Here is a 16,210-nt window from a genome sequence, read left to right on the forward strand (position 1 = left end):
CGGTGCCCGTCACCCGAGGTGCGGAGCCTCCTCCTGGGCCAGGGCCTCCACGATCCACCGCCGCTCGTAGGGCTCCACCACGAGCCCGGGGAGGTCGGCCAGGGGCACCCAGGCGGCCCGGCTCGTCACGCGTCCGTCGCCTCGGGGGACGCCGCCGAGGGAGCGCGCCCGGAACAGCACCGCGAACTGCTGGCAGACCACCCCGTCGGCGTCCCGCAGGAGCACGCGGGGATCGGTGAACAGGCCCACGACACCGGTCACCAGCACCGGCATGCCCGCTCGTTCGGCGGTCCCCCGCACGGCGGCCTCGACGGCGGTCTCGCCGATCGAGACCCGGCGCCCCGGCATCTCCCAGACCCCGCTGTCGCAGCGCTGGACGAGCAGCAGCCGACCTCCCCACCCCCGCACCGCGACGAAGACGGCGGGTGCGACGGTGGTCGCCACCCCGGTCGGGGGCTGGGGGGTGGGCACCGGTCGCGGCCGGTCGACCCGCTCGATCGTCGTCATGACCGTGCCCCCGTCCCGGGCGTCCTGAGCTGCTGCCGCCACGGTCCCGCCCCCGCGCGGTGGTGGGGTCCTCCCCACCGGGTGACCGCGGGAGCCGGTGGGACGCCCGGCTCACCTGGCCGGCAGCCCGTGCCCCGGCCGGCCCCGGAACACCTGACCTCAGTGCCCGGGAGGAGGGTCCGCCGCCGTCCCACCCGTGGCGGACGGGGGCACCGTCGCCCGCTCCGGCGGGCCCGGGGACGGGACCGTCGCGAGCGGCTCGACGCCCAGCCGCCGCCGGAGACGCCGGGCCCACGGTTCCTGCGCCCGGTCCAGCTCACCGGCGGCCACCGTGGTGGCGACGAGGAGGAGCGCGATGACGAGCAGCCACCCGATGAGCGCGAGCGTGATCCCGAACAGCCCGTACCGGCGGCTGTAGGACTCGATCATCCGCGGCATGGTGAGGGTCGACACGACGCCGTAGACGCCGGTGCCCACGGCCATCAGCACCCCCACCGGCAGCAGCCTCCGCCAGCCGACCCGCCGGTCCAGCAGCAGCCACGGCAGCGTCACCCAGAGGAGGAGACCGGCACCGGCGGAGGCGAGGGGCACGAGCACCCGGTCGGCCGGCAGCTCCCCGACGAGCGACCGGGTCAGGTACACCGCGCCGAGGCCCAGCACGAGGACGGCCAGCCCGAGCCCGGTGTCCACGTGGGCACGGACGCTGCGCACCGGCGGCAGGCGCCAGGCGAGCTGGTACATCGCCTGCAGCCGGCGGGTCAGCGACAGGACCGAGACGACCAGCAGGAGGGCGCTCAGCGCGCCGGTGCTGCTGTCGGCCGGCTGGGCGAAGAGCCGGTCGACCGCGCTGGCCGCGTCCCCCTCCAGCCGGAACCGGCGGACCAGCCCGGCGCCGATGACGTCGGTGCTGCCGGACGTCGACGCCGCGGCCACCAGGATCAGCAGCGGGATGAGCGCGGTGAACGCCTGCGAGGACACCACGACGGCCCGGTCGAGACCGCGGAGGTCGAGGAACGTGCGGAGGCACCGGCCGGGGAAGGTCCTCTCCAGCCGGCCGGCCGACGCGCGGAGCTGCTGCACCGTCAGCGTCCCGCTCCTCCCTCGTCCGGGGCCCGGACTGCGCCCCCGGACCGACCCTCGACGCCGCGGGCCGGTCCCGGCACCCTCTCCGGGCGCCCTGAGCACGGCATCCCCCGGGCCGGGTGACCCGTGCGGGGTCACCCGTCGCGGAGGATGACGGCGTCCCCGATCTGCGGCAGGGTGGATCCGTGAGCGGACAGCGGAAGCGGCGCGGGTGAGGCGGCGGGCCGCGTCCGACGCCCAACCGCCCCCGGCCACCAGCGGGCCGTTCGGCCACTCCCCGGCCGTCCGCAGCGCCGAGTCCCGGGGCGAGACCATCGACCAGGTCCTGGACCGCAACCTCAACGAACTCCTGCAGGAGCTGCGGGTCGCCTTCACCGGGGTGCAGATCCTCTTCGGCTTCCTGCTCAGCCTGAGCTTCACCCAGCGGTTCCAGGAGCTGGACGACTTCGGCCTGACCGTCTACACGGTGACGCTGCTGACCACGGCCCTGGCGACCGTCCTGCTGATCGCCCCGGTGTCGTTCCACCGCCTGGTGTTCCGACGGCGGCAGAAGGCCGCGCTCGTCCTCGTCGGCGACCGGTTCCTGATCATCGGCCTCGGGCTCCTGGCCCCGGCCATCTGCGGCGCGCTGCTGCTGATCCTCGACGTCGCCCTCGGTCGCTGGCAGGCAGTGCTGGGCAGCTCGCTGACCGCGCTGACCGGCCTGCTGACCTGGTACGCGCTCCCGCTGGCCGTGCGCCGCAACGGCCCAGGGGTGGCACCGGAGGACTGACCGCCCCGGTCCGGCGCCCACCCGTGCGGGGTGGTGCCGGCGTCCCGGCCGCCGCCCTAGCGTCCCGCTCCCGGTCGACCGACCGGCAGCGCACCGAGGAGGCACCCGTGGACGCCAACGCCCCCATCTCGCTGGTCGTCGCCGCCTACCCCGACCTCGACGACGCGGGGCGCGACTCGGCCGCGGTCTGGGCGGCCCGGGAGGAGGGCGACTTCCACCACACGTCGGTGGCGCTGCTGGACCGCGACCGGGGCGACGACCTCCAGGTCGCGCAGACCGACAGCACCGCCAAGCACCTGGTGTGGGGCGGCGCGCTGATGGGTGGGGCGGTCTTCGTGCTGGACCCGCCGACCGGCGCGAAGCTGCTCACCCGCACCGGCCTGACCGGGGCCGGCGCCATCGTGGCGCACGTCCAGCGGAACGCGCGCCCCTCGGCCCTCGCGGACGCCGCGGCGCTGCTGGCCGCGAGCCCGACGAGCCTGGTGGTCGTCGCGGTGAACCGGCGGGCCGCGGCGGTGACCGCGCTGCTGGGCCGGGCCGCGATGACCGCGACGGTGGACCTGGTGTGGGGCGACCTGGAGGAGGAGCTCTGCCGGGACCTCGTCCGGCCGCGGTCCGACGCGCTGCTGCCGGCCAGCTGACCGGCAGCGGCAGCCGGCGCCGGCCGGTCGGCGGGAACCGTCCTGCGGGGGTGAGGCCCCGCCCGGGCCGCTGGAGCAGGCTCGCCGGACCGGACCCGGCCACGGAGGTGCCCCATGGAGTCCTCGCCCGCCCGGCGGTGGTGGGCCCGGGCAGCACTCGTGCTGGTCGTGCTCTCCGGCGCCGTCCTGCTCGTGTTCGCCGAGCGGCGCGGCCTCTGGCTGCTGCTGCTGACCGCCGCGGCGGCGGTCGTGGTGGTCGCCGCCGCCTTCTGGTTCCTCCAGCAGCGGGGGGTGCTCCGCTGGGTCGCGCTGGCCGTCGTCGTCGGCGTGCCGCTGGCCGTGCTCGTGCTCTTCGTCGCGCAACGGCTGCTGTGGGTGGCCCTGCTCGCCCTGGCGCTGTGGGCGGTGGCGGTCCTCGCCGGCCGGGCCGCGCTGCGCCCCGACCACGCCGCCTGGTCGCTCCCGGTCGTCGACGCCCCGGACGCCCTGCGCCCCTTCGTCGTGATGAACCCGCGCTCGGGCGGCGGCAAGGTCACCCGGTTCGGCCTGCAGCAACGGGCCGAGCACCTCGGCGCGGAGGTCGCCCTCATCGACCGGCCGGGCACCGACGTGCAGCAGCTCGCCCGCGACGCCCTCGCCCGCGGCGCGGACCTGCTCGGCGTGGCGGGCGGGGACGGCACCCAGGCGCTGGTCGCGCAGGTGGCCGCCGAGCACGACGTGCCCTTCCTGGTGATCAGCGCGGGCACCCGCAACCACTTCGCCCTGGACCTCGGGCTGGACCGGGAGGACCCGACGGGGTGCCTCGCGGCGCTCCGCGACGGGGTGGAGGCGCGCATCGACCTCGGAGAGATCAACGGCCGGCCCTTCGTGAACAACGCGTCCTTCGGTGCCTACGCCGAGATCGTCGACGACCCCGCCTACCGCGAGGAGAAGCGCGGCACCGCGCTGGACGCGCTGCCCGACCTGCTCAGCGGCCGGCGCGGCGCCCACCTGACCGGGGACGTCGACGGCCTCGTCGTCGACGGGGCGCAGGCGCTGCTGGTCAGCAACAACCCCTACGAGGCCACCGACCTGGCCGGCATGGGGCGGCGGGCCCGGCTCGACCGCGGGGTGCTCGGGGTGGTCGCCGTCCGGGTCGGCAGCGTGCGGCAGGCCCCTTTTAGTGCTGCGCGGGGCCCACCGCCGCGGCGTGCTGATGGCCCAGGGCCGCGAGGTCGTCGTCCGCGCGGACACCCCGACCGTGCCGGTCGGCGTCGACGGGGAGTCCGTGCACCTGTCCGCCCCGGTGCGCTGCACCGTCCGCCCCGGCGCCCTGCGGGTCCGGCTGCCCCGGGAGCGGCCCGGCGTCCGGCCGCCCGCTGCGCGGCTGGACTGGGCCTCGCTCTGGGCGCTGGCGCTCGGGCGCCCGCTGACCTCCCACCGCGACGGCGGCGAGGTCGCCGGCCGCCCGCCGGTGCCGCCGGAGGCCGGGGTGCACCCCCGTCCGCGTCGCAGCCCGGAGCAGGGCGCGGCGGACGGCGCTCCCCGGCCCGCCGGACCGGCCGGCCGGACACCGCGCGGCCACCGCCGCTGAGCGGAGCCGCCACCCCCGGCGCCGCGCAGCTGCCGGTGGTCGTCAGCTGCCGTCCTCCCGGGTCCCCGGAGGTGCGACGGTGTCCGGGCCTGCCGCCGTCCGGTCCTCCGGGCTGAGCCGGGGCACCGGTGGGGTGCCCGGGTCGTGCGGCGGCGGCAGGGCCCCGGTCGGGTCGGGGACGACCCACCGGGCGTCGGTGCGCGCCCGGAACGCCTCGACGGCGGTGCCGACGGTCGGGAAGAAGTGGTCCGCGGAGATGGCGTCGGTGAGCCCGTACCGCTCGAGCTTGGCGCGGACCGGGTCCTTGAGCTCGGCGAACACCAGCGACTGCCCCCGTTCGTCGAGCAGGTGGTCCAGCGCGTGCAGGACGTCGGCGGCCGTGGTGTCCACGTCGGTGATCGGCTCGGCGGCGACCACGATCCACTCCGGCGGCGGGTCCGACCGGGCCAGCCGGATGACCTCGTCGCGGAACGTCTTGGCGTTGGCGAAGATCAGCGGGGCGTCGAACCGGTACAGCACCAGGCCCGGGAGCCGGCTCGCGCCGGGGTACGAGCGGAGGTCGTGGTAGCCGGCCAGGCCGTCGACCCGGCCGAGCGAGGTCTGGTAGGGCCACCAGGTGCGGCGGAACACGTCCAGGACGGACAACCCGACCGCGATGCCGATGCCGGGCAGCACGCCCAGCAGGGCGACGCCGGCGAAGGCGGCGATCGACAGGCCGAAGTCCACCCTGCGCTGCCGCCAGAGCCGTGCGGTGGCCGGGACGTCGGCCAGCGACACCGCCGCGGTGATGACCACCGCCGCCAGCGCCGCCTGCGGCAGGTCCCGGAACAGCCCCGGCACCAGCACGATCATCGCCACGATGAGCAGCGCACCCACCACGCCGGTCAGCTGCGTCCGCGAGCCCGCGCGCTCGGCGACCGCGGTGCGGGAGGCGCTGGTGCTCACCGGGAACCCCTGGAAGAACCCGGCAGCGAGGTTCGCGGCGCCGATGCCCACCATCTCCTGGCTGCCGTGCACGTCCTGGCCGCTGCGCTGGGCGAACGACGACGCGGTCGAGATGGTGTCCGCCAGCGAGACCAGCGCGATCGCCGCGGCCCCGGCGGCCAGCGGTGCGAGGTCGGACCACCCGACGGTCGGCACGGTCAGCGGCGGGAAGCCCTGGGGCAGCACCCCGACCAGGCTCACCCCGTGCTCGGCCAGGTCCAGGGCGCTCGACGCGACGATGGCCAGCACCACCATCACCAGCACGGCCGGCAGCTTCGGCGTCCACCGCTGGAGGGCGAGCACGAGCACGATCCCGCCCACCCCGACGGCGGCCGCGGCCGGTACGACCGCGCCGTCGGCCACCCCCTCGACCACACCGACGACCTCACCGACCAGGCCGTCGGCGTCCACCGAGAAGCCGAGCAGCTTGGGCAGCTGACCGACGAGGATGGTCACCGCGAGGCCGTTCATGTAGCCGGTCATCGTCGGCTGCGAGAGCAGGTCGGCGATGAAGCCCAGCTTCCCGAGGCCCGCCACCACCATGATCGCGCCGACCATCAGCGCCAGCACCGACGCCAGCGCGACCGCCCGCTCCGGGTCCCCGTCGGCGACGAGCAGCGGCAGCGTCGTCGCCGCGATCATCGGCCCGAGCGCGGAGTCCGGGCCGAGGACCAGGATCCGCGACGGACCGAACAGCGCGTAGCCGAGCAGGCACATGATCGAGGTGTACAGACCGGTGATCGGTGGCAGACCGGCCAGCTCGGCGTAGGCCATCCCCTGCGGCACCAGCAGGGTGGTCAGGACGACGCCGGCGCCGATGTCCCGGGGCAGCCACGCCCGGCGGTAGGCCCGCACCCACTGCAGTCCGGGCGGGACGAGCGACATGACACCCCCTCGTGGCGTCGGGCGAGGAGACGCCGGGTCCGCTGCGCCGGCCGGCCCGTGGTCGGCCGGGCCGCGCCGGCGACCGGGGTGCCTGGTCCTCCTGCGGCACCGTGCCGCCGGCCCCGGGTCGGCGCATCACCCCGCGGTGACGAGCGGCAGCGGACCGGTGCCCCGGTTCACCCGCTGCGGGCGAGGTGCGCCGGCGCTCCCTCCGGCAGCCTGGCGCACGTCCGCACAGCGACGGAGGGACCAGGATGCTCCGATCGACGGGGCGGCACCGCCCGAGGACCCGGGTCGGAGCGCCGCTGCTCCGTTGCCGCGACGTGGCGGTCACCTGCCCCGTGGGCCCGGGGGGCCGTCCCACCGGTGCGGAGCCGGTACCGCGCCTGCTGACCGACCCCGTGGACGCCTCCGGACCGCGGACGTCGCAGGTCACCGTCGGCCGGCAGCTGGTGGCCGGGCGCGCCGCGGAGATCCACTCGGTCGTGGACGAGGCGCTGCGGACGGACCCCGCCGTGCTCCGGCTGCGCCTGCACGAGGTGGAGCTCTTCGACGCCGCCGGGGTGGGCCTGCTGCTGCGGCTGCAGGCCCAGGCGCGCCGGCAGGGCACCGACCTGGTCTGCAGCGGGCCGCCCCGCCGGCTGGTCGCCGTGCTGCACCGGACCGGGGCCGTGCACCTGCTCACCGTGGTGGCCTGACCCGGGGACCGGCGCCACGGCCCACCGCGAGCTCTCGTGCACAGGAGGAACGCAATGCCGACGTCCCCTGCCCTGCTGACCCCCCGGCGGCTCGGTGAGCTGCGCGAGGTGCCCGGCGGCGAGTTCGTGATGGGCTCGGACGAGCACTACCCCGAGGAGCGGCCGGCCCACGTCGTCGCCGTCCCGGCGTTCGCGCTGGAGACCCACCCGGTGACCAACGCCGAGTTCCGCCGGTTCGTGACCGCGACCGGGCACCTCACCGTCGCCGAGACCCCGCTGGCGCCCGCCGACTTCCCCGACCTCGAGCCCGACCAGCTGGTGCCGGGCTCCCTCGTCTTCACCCCACCCCCCGGCCCGGTGCCGCTGGACGACTGGCAGCGGTGGTGGCGGTGGGTGCCCGGCGCGGACTGGCGGCACCCGGGTGGTCCGGGCAGCACGCTGGACGGTCTGGAGCGGCACCCCGTCGTGCACGTCGGGTGGGAGGACGCCCTCGCCTACGCGGCCTGGGCGGGCCGGCGGCTGCCCACCGAGGCCGAGTGGGAGCGCGCCGCCCGCGGCGGGGCGCCGCCCACGGTCTACGCCTGGGGGGTCGAGGCCCGGCCGCGCGGCCGGGCCATGGCCAACACCTGGGAGGGGCGCTTCCCCTGGGAGAACACCTCGCCCGCCGGCCGGACCCGCACCTCCCCGGTCGGGGTGTACCCGGCCAACGGCTACGGCCTGGTCGACATGATCGGCAACGTCTGGGAGTGGACGAGCTCACCGTGGACCGAGGACCACGGCGCGGACCCGGAGTCCGACCAGGTCGCGCACGCCTGCTGCGGCGGCGGTCCCCCGGCGGTCAGCGAGACCGACCGGCGGGTGATGAAGGGCGGCTCGCACCTGTGCGCGCCCACCTACTGCCACCGGTACCGCCCGCCGGCGCGGCAGGGGCACGACGTGCGCAGCAGCACCAGCCACCTCGGGTTCCGCTGCGCCGTCGACCGCTGAGCGGTCGCTCCGCCCGGGCGGAGCGGCCCCGCCGGCCGGTCAGCCGGAGCGGGCGTCGCGTCGCGCGACCCGCCGGCGGTGCCGGCGCAGGATGCCGAGCCCGATCCACACCACGGCCCCCAGCGAGGCCACCACCAGGGTGAACAGCCACAGCGGCCAGCTGAACTCCCAGAAGAAGAGGGTGAGGGTGACCGGCTCGGTGTTCTGCAGCATGAACACCAGCAGCAGCCCCGCGCCGCTCAGCGTGGCGATCAGCCCGCCGCTGAGCCGCGCTCGGTCAGCGGCGGCACCGGGCACACCGGCGCTCGCCGGGGTGGAGCTCTGCTGGGACATGACCGCCTCCTGGTAGCTGTCGGGGACCTGTGGGCGTCTGCCGCCCGTCACGGCACGGCGTCGGCCGGCACGGGCGGTGCGGTCGCCGGGCGCCCCAGGAACTCGATGACCGCCAGCACCACCAGGAGCCCGGTGGCGATGACGAGGACGGCGATCCCGCTGGGCTGGGTCAGGAAGACGAAGACCAGCACGGCGACGGCCACCGCCCCGATGCGCAGCCCCCGGACGTGCGCCCGCACCCAGGTGGCCACCGGTCCGTCGGCAGCCGGGCCGCCGCGGGTCTCGTGCAGCCGGCGCGCGACCGACCGGCGGAAGTGCACCGCGGTGTCCGAGCGGCCGGCGAGGAACCCGGCCAGCGCCAGCACGAGCCCCAGGACGAGCAGGGTCCGCAGGCCCAGCCGCAGGTAGGTCACCACGATGTCGAAGCCGGACGCGGTGGCCGGTGCCGCCGCGGCGGGCACCTCCCCGACCAGCAGGCCGCGGGCCACCAGGATGGCCGCGGCCAGCACCACCATGGACAGCGCGAGTCCCAGCCCGGTCCCGACGAGCGCCCGGAACCGGTTGCGGGCCAGGTAGACCCCGACGGCGAACAGCAGCAGCACGACCCAGGGCAGCACCCGGGCCACGTTGTCCAGCGCGGTGTACGCCGACTGCGCCCGCACCAGGGTGTCGGCCTTCGCGATCTCCACGCTGGGGTGCACCTCGGGCACCAGGTCGACGGCGGTCAGCCCGGCCTGGCTCAGCCGCTCCTTGGCCAGGTCGATGAAGGGCGCGAGGTCCAGGAAGACGGCGTCCCCGCGGACCACGACGCCCTGGCTGTCACCGGACAGGACCGCGTCCAGCTGCCGGTGCGCCGTGGTGATCGCCTGGTCCCAGACCCGCTCGAAGCGGTCGCTGGCCACCAGCTGGGCGATCCGGTCGCGGACGAACCCGGTCACCGCCGAGGCGAGCGTGGGGGTGAGCGTCTCCAGCCGGGTCACCACCTGCGGCGGCAGGCCCTGGGCGCCGAGCGCGTCGACGGCGTCGTCGGCGATCCCCTGCACGTCGACGTACTGGAACACGGTCGTGGTCAGCCGGTTCGTCAGCGCGGCCTGCACGTCCGGGTCGTCGACCAGGGGGCTCATCGTCCGCACGAAGCGGTCGGTGTCCGACACCTGGTTGTTGACCCAGACCGCCACGCCGGCCACCGGGGCCAGCACGCAGCCCAGGACGATCAGCACCACGGCCACCAGGGAGCGCCACCGACGCTTCGTCCGGGGTCGGGGCTGGGTCTGCAGCTCCGCCATCTCGCGGCGCAGCCGGAGCAGCTCGCTCCGTTCGTCGGCCGTCAGCGCCGCTGCGGGCGCGGGCTGGACCGTGGGGGATCCCAGCTGTGTCATCGCTCCGCCTCCGTCGACTCCGGTTGCCGCGACCCTGGCCGCCCTCGCACGCCAGGCCATCACCCCGCCGAGATGACCGGCCGTCCCCGGGGCGCCCGGTCAGAGCTGCCCGGCCTCCGCTGGCCGCCGGCGGGGGGCCAGCAACGCCCACACCACCAGCACGACGCCGAGCACCACGACCTGGACGCCCAGCAGCAGGCACAGCACCCGGACGGTGGCCTCCGGCCAGGCCAGCGCCAGGAGGCCGATCGCGATGTCGAACACCCCCGCCAGCGCCATCCACCCCCAGCCGCGGACCTCCGCGCGGTCGGCGACGGCCACCGCCAGCCGCCCGATCCCGTGCAGCAGCAGGCTGATGCCGGTCAGCACCGCCAGCGCCCACACCGTCACCCCGGGCCAGAACGCCGCCAGCAGACCCCCGGCCACCAGCACGCCGCCCAGCACCGCAGCCCGCCCCCGCTGCCCCGAGGTCCAGCCCACCGCCAGCTCCAGGCACCCGTTGAGCACCAGGCCCAGGCCCACGAGCCACCCCAGCGTCCGGACGGCCGCGACCACGTCGAACACCAGCACCAGACCGATGACGAGCACGGCCGCACCCAGCACGGCGACGCCGGCCCGGACCGCGCCGGAGTGCCGCGCGGGCGGCGCACCGGACCACGAGCTGGACACCTCAGCAGCCATGACCGCTCCCCTCCGACCCTCCGCGCCACCCACCTCTGCGCAGGACCCTGCCGCTGGGCCACCCCGCCGACCTCATCCGGCGGGGATGAGCGCCCCGGCGCCCGCGGGTCAGGAGCGGGGCACGACCACGGTTGTGGGCGGGGTGGCCGGTGCCGCGCCCCGGGCGGCACGGGCGCGGCGGCCGCGCCGGGGGGCCCGCTGCTCCGGCGCCAGGCTGCCGGCGAGCGCCGTCGCCCAGTGCGCGGTCGGGTCGACGTCGACCAGCAGCGCCTTGGCCAGCAGCGTCAACGGGATCGCGAGCAGGGCGCCCAGCGGGCCCAGCAGCCACGCCCAGAAGACCAGCGCGATGAAGGTCGTCGTCATCGCCAGCCCCACGGAGTCGCCGACGAAGCGCGGCTGGATCAGCGACTGGATGACGAAGTTGAGCACGCAGTAGGCGGCGATGACGACCAGCATCTCCGGCACGCCCAGCGCGAGCAGGGCCAGCAGGGCCGGGGGCACGAGCCCGATGACGAACCCCACGTTGGGCACGTAGTTGGTGAGGAAGGCGAGCACGCCCCACAGCAGCGGCAGGGGGACCCCGACGACCGCCAGGACGACGGCGTCCAGCAGCCCGACGACCAGCCCGAAGACCGTGCTGACCACCAGGTAGCTGCGGGTCGACCGGGCGAAGGACAGCAACGCCGTCACCAGCCCGGGACGGTCGTCGGCGACCGCGGCCAGCCGCCGGTCGATGCCGCCGGCCTCGAGGCTGAGGAAGAGCAGCAGGCAGCCCAGGAACACCACCGAGGAGACGGCGCTGGACAGACCGGCGAGCAGGGACCCGATCAGGACGACCAGGCGCGCGGGGTCGAGGTCGTCCGCGGCGTCCTGCAGCTGGGCCGGGGGCACGCCGAGCCCCTCCAGGCTGCCGGCGAGGTCCTGGAGCAGCTCCTCGGCCCGGCCGGCGTACTGCGGCAGCAGCGCCGCGAGCTGCGCCAGCGAGACCACGACCACCAGGGCGAGGACCGCCAGGACCCCGACCACCAGCAGGACGAGCACGAGGGTGGTCAGCCAGCCCGGCCAGCCGTGCCGGCGCAACCAGCCCTGCACGGGGTGCAGCGCGACCACGAGCACGAGCGCGAGGAAGGCCGGCCCGATCAGCCACGCGGTCGCCCGGAGCCCGCCCAGCACGATGACGGCCGACGCCGCGCCGAGCAGCATCACCAGCGCCCTCGGCAGCACCGGACGGCGACCCGGCACCGGCGGGACCACCGCGCCGGTGCTCACCGGCACGTCCGCGGCCCCGTGGCCGTCGGCCCCGGGTGTCGTCATGGGCCGGACGCTAGGAGCTCCGCCGCCGGTCGGGCTCACCCTCCGGTGATGGGAGGGGCGCGCCGGGAGGGCCGCGGGCCGCCCGTCCGGGCAGGAGGGCACGACGGTGGTCCACCCGACCGGGGTGAGGTGCCGACGGGGAGAAGCGGGCAGCCTCGTCGGGGACGGGGTGGTGCGGAGGGCGTGGACACCCGACGGCTGCGGCGAGGGAGGTCCACGATGCCGGATCGCCGGTACGAGGTGCGGGTGGCCGGGCGGCTGTCCGACCGGGCGCGGGACGCCTTCGTCAGCCTGGACATCGCCGAGGTCACCGAGGCGACCGTCATCTCCGGCGTGGTGCACCGGGACGACGAGCTGCACGAGCTCCTCGAGGTCGTCCAGTCACTGGGCCTGCACGTCGTCTCGGTGGAGCAGGTGGCTCCCTGAGCCTGCGCGGCCGCGTCCCCCGCGCGGCCCCGCCCCGGTCACCCGGCACCGGCACGCGGGTGCCCTGCGTGCCTGCTGCCCCCCGCGACCTGGTGCGCGGAGACGACCGTCAGGCCCAGCGTCCGGCACTGGGCCATGACCCCGAGCAGGTGCGCCTCGTCGATCACGTCCCCCACCAGGGCTGCGCCGTCGGCGGACTCCTCGATGTCCATGTCGCAGAAGGCCTCCCGCGCCTGATCGGTCAGCTGGCCCTCCACCCGGAACTCGTACGTGGTGCACGTCATCGCCGCTCCCTCCCGGGACCGACTGTCCTGCCCTGCGCGGCTCCGGCCATCGCCCGGATGGCGTGACCCGCCCGACGGTGTTGCCCCCGGGACGGCGGTCCAGCACCCTGTCGCCCAGCGGCGGCAGCCGCTGGAGACCCCGCGGAACAGGAGTTGCCCGGCATGTACGCACGGACCACGACCATCGACGGCGACCCCCGCGAGCTGGGCACGGGCACCGCCTACGTCCGGGACGAGTCCATGCCGCTCCTGCGGGCGATGCCCGGCTGCGTCGGCCTGTCGATGCTCGCCTCCCGCGACTCCGGCCGGTCCATCGTCACCACGTCCTGGCGGGACGAGCAGGCGCTGGGCACCAGCCGGGACGACGTCCGGCCGCACCTGGAGCGGACCGCCGCGGCGCTCGGCGGGCGGCCGGAGGTGGCCGAGTGGGAGATCGCCGCCATGCACCGGGTCCCCGAGGCGCGCCCCGGGGCCTGCTCCCGCGTCACCTGGCTGCGGACCGACCCCGGCGCCGTCCAGCGGGCGGTGGACGCGGTGCGGTTGTCCCTGATGCCCAAGCTGGACGACCTGCCCGGCTTCTGCAGCGTGAGCGTGATGGTGCGCCGCGAGGAGGGCCTGGCCGTGTCGGCGGTCTCCTACGACAGCTGGGCCAACCTCGAGGCGTCCGGCGAGGGGGCGCGGGAGTTCCGGGAGGAGTTCGCGCCGGCCCGGGGCATCGACGTCGTGGACACCGCCGAGTTCGACCTGGTGCTGGCCCACCTGGGCGTGCCCGAGACGATCTGAGGGCGGCTCCGGCCGGTCCGGTCGGAGCCGGCGGAGGTCACTCGTCGACCAGCACCGGCACACCGACCGCGGCCGACACGGCCCTGCCCCGGAGCTCCGGTGCCAGCGCGATGGTGAACTCCTCGAGCTCGTTCGGCGGTCCGGCCTCCGCCGCCGGGTCGACGTGCTCCTCGTCGAGGTGGTGGACGAACCGGCCGGTGCCGATCAGCCGGCCGTCGGCGTCGTAGAAGCCGGCCAGCGCCTCGAACTCGAGGATCTCGCTGACGTCGCTGACCACCAGCGCCGAGCCGTGGACGCCCTCGGCGTCGAGGGTCAGGCCCTCGAGCCGGAACCGGTCGTCGAAGGGGCCCGGTGCATGGACGACCGAGCCGGCGGCCGGCGAGAGCTGGTCCAGCCCGGCGATCGTCGGCTCCGCGGCGGCCACGGGCAGCCCGGGGAACGACGTCCGGGCGGCCGCGGCCGGGGAGGGCTGGTCCGCCGGTGCGTCCGGGGTGGTGACGCGCACGGCGACCAGCGCGCCGCAGAACGCGAGGAGTGCCAGCCCGGCCACCACGAGGGTGCGTCGAGTGCGGTTCACGGGAGCTCCTGGATGAGGGTGGAGAGAGGGCAGGGGGCCGGGGGCGGGCGCTGGACGGCCCGCCCCCGGCCGTGGCTCAGCGCCCGACGCGCAGGGCGCCGCTGACGACGTCGAACAGGTCGGTGTTGTCGATGCTGCCCGCCAGCTGCTCCGACCCCGCCCCGTAGGCGAAGAGCGGGACGTCGGCGCCGGTGTGGTTGCCCGACAGGTAGGTCAGCCACAGGCTGGCCTCCGGCGAGCCGTCGACGACGCCCGCCGGGTCGTCGGGGGTGCGGAACGTCGCCGGGGCGAAGTTCTCCGGGTCACCCTGACCGGACCCGTTGACCGGGCCGGTGGACCGCGTCGGGTCCTTGGTCCCGGCGGTGGGACGGGTCGGCACCGAGTTGTTGGCCGTGTTGCCCGAGTCGACGTTCACCGGCGGGGCGGTCGCCTCGGCGTTGGTGGACGTGCCCTTCTCGATGATGTTGAAGCCGGCGCACTCGTGGTCGGCGGTGACGATCACCAGGGTGTGCCCGTCCTGCTCAGCGAAGTCCATCGCCACCTTGACCGCGTCGTCGAAGGCCTTGGTCTCCTCCAGCGTCTGCGCCGCGTCGTTCGCGTGCGAGCGCTTGTCGATGAGCGCGCCCTCCACCTGCAGGTAGAAGCCGTTGCCCCGCGAGCCGCCGGACTTCAGCAGCTCGATGGACTTCGCGGTCATCTCCGCCAGCGACGGCTCCTTGGCCTGCGCCGACGCCGGGTTCTCCCGCTTGGCCTTCTCGATCGTCAGGTTGCCGTTGTTGAACAGCGCGAAGACCTTCTGCCCGGTGGCCGCGGCCAGGTCGGCCTCGGTGGCCACGGTCTTGCTGGCCGGCGAGCCCAGCACGGTGTAGCCCTGGTCGCGCAGCGCCTTCTCGTCGGCGGCGTCGAACCGGGACAGCCCGCCGCCCAGGATCACGTCGGCCGTGCCGTTGCGGGCGATCTGGTCGGCGATCGGCGTGACCCGGACGTCGCCGAGGGGCAGCGCGGCGCCGGTGATCGCGAGGTCCTGGCAGGCCGCGTCGCTGTAGGTCGGGCCCTGGCAGCCGCGGGCCAGCGCGTGGCTCATCTGCCCGGCGGGCGTCGCGTCGGTGATCTCGGCGGTGGAGACGTTGCCGGTGCGGTAGCCGGCCTGGTGGGCCAGTTCCATGACCGTGGGGACGACGACGCCCTTGGCGTCCACGCCCAGTGCCGCGTTGTAGGTCTTGACCCCGGACGCCCACGCGGTCGCGGCCGAGGCCGAGTCCGTCACGTAGTTGGGGGCGAAGTCCGGCGCGCCCGGCTGCCCCGACAGCCGCTCCACGGAGTAGGTCGCCACCTGGCCCACCACCGGCAGCTGCTCCATCGCCAGCTGGCCCTCGGCGCCGTAGTAACGCTCGGCCGCGGCCGTGACGTGCGTGCGGCCCATGCCGTCGCCGAGGAGGTAGATGACGTTGGTGATCCGGCCACCGTTGCCGTTGCCGGCCGCGGCGGTGCCCATGCTGCCGGTGATCCCCCCGGCGACCACTGCCGCGACCACCACCGTCACGGCGGTGGTCCTGCGCCTGCGTGCTCCCATGCCCGTGTGCCTCCGAAGCGTCGTCGGGCACCGGTGCGGTGCCCACAGCGGACGCTAAGGACGGCCGGCCAACCGCAGCGAGGCTCGGGATGACGATCCGGCGCCCGTGAGGTGAACGGGCGGGTCAGCTCCGGCGCGGCAGGTCCTGCCACCCCCCGGACGGCGTCACGACCGCGGTCACCGGCCGGTCGTGCGGCTCGGCGGGCAGCTCGTCGACGCGCTCGCCGTCGAACAGCAGCGCGACGACGACGGCGTCGGGCCGGGCGTGCGCCAGCGAGGTGTCGTAGTAGCCGCCGCCGCGGCCCAGCCGCATCCCCGCGCGGTCCACCGCGAGCGCGGGGACCACCACGATGTCGGCGTCGCCCAGCGCCCCGGCGCCCAGACGCGGGCCGACCGGCTCGAGCAGCCCGAAGCGGCCGGGCGCCAGCCGGCCGGTGTCCACCGCCCAGTCCAGCTCACGGCCCGCCGGCGGGACGACCGGCAGCAGCACCCGGGCGCCGAGCGTGGCGAGCGCGCCGGGGAGCCGGCCGTGCCCCGGCTCGGTGGGGTCCGGGACGAACGCGGCCAGCGTGCGCACCCCCGCCAGCGCCCGCACCAGGGCACCGGCCACCGCGTCCGCGGCCGCGCGGCTCTCCTCGGGCCCCAGCGCGCGCCGGCGGGCCAGCAGCCGCCGGCGGAGGGCGGCCTTGGCGGGGACGGGTGCACCCGGAGCGGCCACCCGCGCAGCCTA

The 16,210-nt window shown here is 76.0% G+C and carries 18 protein-coding genes; 7 read left to right on the forward strand and 11 right to left on the reverse strand.

The genetic code is table 11. The features are described 5' to 3' along the window. Nucleotides 1-9: 9 nt before the first annotated feature. Nucleotides 10-549, reverse strand: coding sequence for an NUDIX hydrolase (locus MODMU_RS13480; RefSeq protein ID WP_166503489.1), 540 nt, complete (start codon nt 547-549; stop codon nt 10-12). Nucleotides 550-666: 117 nt separating this feature from the next. Further along, complete coding sequence (locus MODMU_RS13485; RefSeq protein ID WP_014740827.1) at nt 667-1,587, reverse strand: YhjD/YihY/BrkB family envelope integrity protein; 921 nt, start codon at nt 1,585-1,587, stop codon at nt 667-669. Nucleotides 1,588-1,801: 214 nt separating this feature from the next. On the opposite strand from MODMU_RS13485, the gene MODMU_RS13490 reads away from it, so the two are divergent. The 3 genes from MODMU_RS13490 to MODMU_RS13500 all read left to right on the forward strand — a co-directional run bounded on the left by MODMU_RS13490 (nt 1,802) and on the right by MODMU_RS13500 (nt 4,692). Further along, nucleotides 1,802-2,362, forward strand: a complete 561-nt coding sequence (locus MODMU_RS13490; protein ID WP_014740828.1) for a DUF6328 family protein — start codon at nt 1,802-1,804, stop codon at nt 2,360-2,362. Nucleotides 2,363-2,469: 107 nt separating this feature from the next. Continuing rightward, nucleotides 2,470-3,003: a hypothetical protein gene (locus MODMU_RS13495; RefSeq protein WP_014740829.1), complete on the forward strand. Its 534-nt coding sequence runs from the start codon at nt 2,470-2,472 to the stop codon at nt 3,001-3,003. Nucleotides 3,004-3,117: 114 nt separating this feature from the next. Next, nucleotides 3,118-4,692, forward strand: coding sequence for a diacylglycerol/lipid kinase family protein (locus MODMU_RS13500; protein ID WP_014740830.1), 1,575 nt, complete (start codon nt 3,118-3,120; stop codon nt 4,690-4,692). On the opposite strand, the gene MODMU_RS13505 is transcribed toward MODMU_RS13500, so the two are convergent. Next, nucleotides 4,619-6,445, reverse strand: coding sequence for a SulP family inorganic anion transporter (locus MODMU_RS13505; protein ID WP_014740832.1), 1,827 nt, complete (start codon nt 6,443-6,445; stop codon nt 4,619-4,621). The genes MODMU_RS13500 and MODMU_RS13505 overlap by 74 nt on opposite strands. Nucleotides 6,446-6,846: 401 nt before the next feature. Between MODMU_RS13505 and MODMU_RS13510 the strand changes: the two genes are divergently transcribed. Beyond that, on the forward strand, nt 6,847-7,143 hold the full coding sequence (locus MODMU_RS13510) for an STAS domain-containing protein (protein ID WP_166503490.1): 297 nt from the start codon (nt 6,847-6,849) through the stop codon (nt 7,141-7,143). A gap of 54 nt (nt 7,144-7,197) precedes the next feature. Beyond that, nucleotides 7,198-8,130, forward strand: a complete 933-nt coding sequence (locus MODMU_RS13515; protein WP_014740834.1) for a formylglycine-generating enzyme family protein — start codon at nt 7,198-7,200, stop codon at nt 8,128-8,130. Nucleotides 8,131-8,169: 39 nt separating this feature from the next. On the opposite strand, the gene MODMU_RS13520 is transcribed toward MODMU_RS13515, so the two are convergent. From MODMU_RS13520 to MODMU_RS13535, 4 genes are all read right to left on the reverse strand, one after another. Continuing rightward, the gene (locus MODMU_RS13520; protein ID WP_051143987.1) at nt 8,170-8,463 is read right to left on the reverse strand and encodes a lipopolysaccharide assembly protein LapA domain-containing protein; all 294 of its coding nucleotides are present in this window, start codon (nt 8,461-8,463) and stop codon (nt 8,170-8,172) included. A 47-nt stretch (nt 8,464-8,510) separates the two neighbouring features. After that, complete coding sequence (locus MODMU_RS13525; RefSeq protein WP_014740836.1) at nt 8,511-9,842, reverse strand: hypothetical protein; 1,332 nt, start codon at nt 9,840-9,842, stop codon at nt 8,511-8,513. A gap of 99 nt (nt 9,843-9,941) precedes the next feature. Continuing rightward, on the reverse strand, nt 9,942-10,523 hold the full coding sequence (locus MODMU_RS13530; protein WP_014740837.1) for an HdeD family acid-resistance protein: 582 nt from the start codon (nt 10,521-10,523) through the stop codon (nt 9,942-9,944). 108 nt (nt 10,524-10,631) lie between these two features. Further along, the gene (locus tag MODMU_RS13535; protein WP_014740838.1) at nt 10,632-11,837 is read right to left on the reverse strand and encodes an AI-2E family transporter; all 1,206 of its coding nucleotides are present in this window, start codon (nt 11,835-11,837) and stop codon (nt 10,632-10,634) included. Between the two features lie 219 nt (nt 11,838-12,056). On the opposite strand from MODMU_RS13535, the gene MODMU_RS13540 reads away from it, so the two are divergent. After that, the gene (locus MODMU_RS13540) at nt 12,057-12,263 is read left to right on the forward strand and encodes a hypothetical protein (protein WP_014740839.1); all 207 of its coding nucleotides are present in this window, start codon (nt 12,057-12,059) and stop codon (nt 12,261-12,263) included. Nucleotides 12,264-12,301: 38 nt separating this feature from the next. Here MODMU_RS13540 and MODMU_RS13545 read toward each other — a convergent pair whose 3' ends face one another. Next, complete coding sequence (locus MODMU_RS13545) at nt 12,302-12,547, reverse strand: hypothetical protein (RefSeq protein WP_014740840.1); 246 nt, start codon at nt 12,545-12,547, stop codon at nt 12,302-12,304. A gap of 162 nt (nt 12,548-12,709) precedes the next feature. Between MODMU_RS13545 and MODMU_RS13550 the strand changes: the two genes are divergently transcribed. Further along, complete coding sequence (locus MODMU_RS13550) at nt 12,710-13,330, forward strand: hypothetical protein (protein ID WP_014740841.1); 621 nt, start codon at nt 12,710-12,712, stop codon at nt 13,328-13,330. Nucleotides 13,331-13,367: 37 nt separating this feature from the next. On the opposite strand, the gene MODMU_RS13555 is transcribed toward MODMU_RS13550, so the two are convergent. The 3 genes from MODMU_RS13555 to MODMU_RS13565 all read right to left on the reverse strand — a co-directional run bounded on the left by MODMU_RS13555 (nt 13,368) and on the right by MODMU_RS13565 (nt 16,198). Then, a complete protein-coding gene (locus MODMU_RS13555; protein WP_014740842.1) occupies nt 13,368-13,907 on the reverse strand; it encodes a hypothetical protein in 540 nt (179 codons plus the stop codon). A gap of 76 nt (nt 13,908-13,983) precedes the next feature. Further along, nucleotides 13,984-15,450 (reverse strand): alkaline phosphatase, encoded by a 1,467-nt coding sequence (locus MODMU_RS13560; protein ID WP_014740843.1) that lies wholly within the window; start codon nt 15,448-15,450, stop codon nt 13,984-13,986. 154 nt (nt 15,451-15,604) lie between these two features. Further along, nucleotides 15,605-16,198 carry a 5-formyltetrahydrofolate cyclo-ligase gene (locus MODMU_RS13565; RefSeq protein ID WP_014740844.1) on the reverse strand — a complete coding sequence of 198 codons (594 nt, stop codon included), beginning with the start codon at nt 16,196-16,198 and terminating at the stop codon, nt 15,605-15,607. Nucleotides 16,199-16,210 lie beyond the last annotated feature (12 nt).

The organism is Modestobacter italicus, from assembly GCF_000306785.1.
In the GTDB taxonomy this organism is placed as follows: domain Bacteria; phylum Actinomycetota; class Actinomycetes; order Mycobacteriales; family Geodermatophilaceae; genus Modestobacter; species Modestobacter italicus.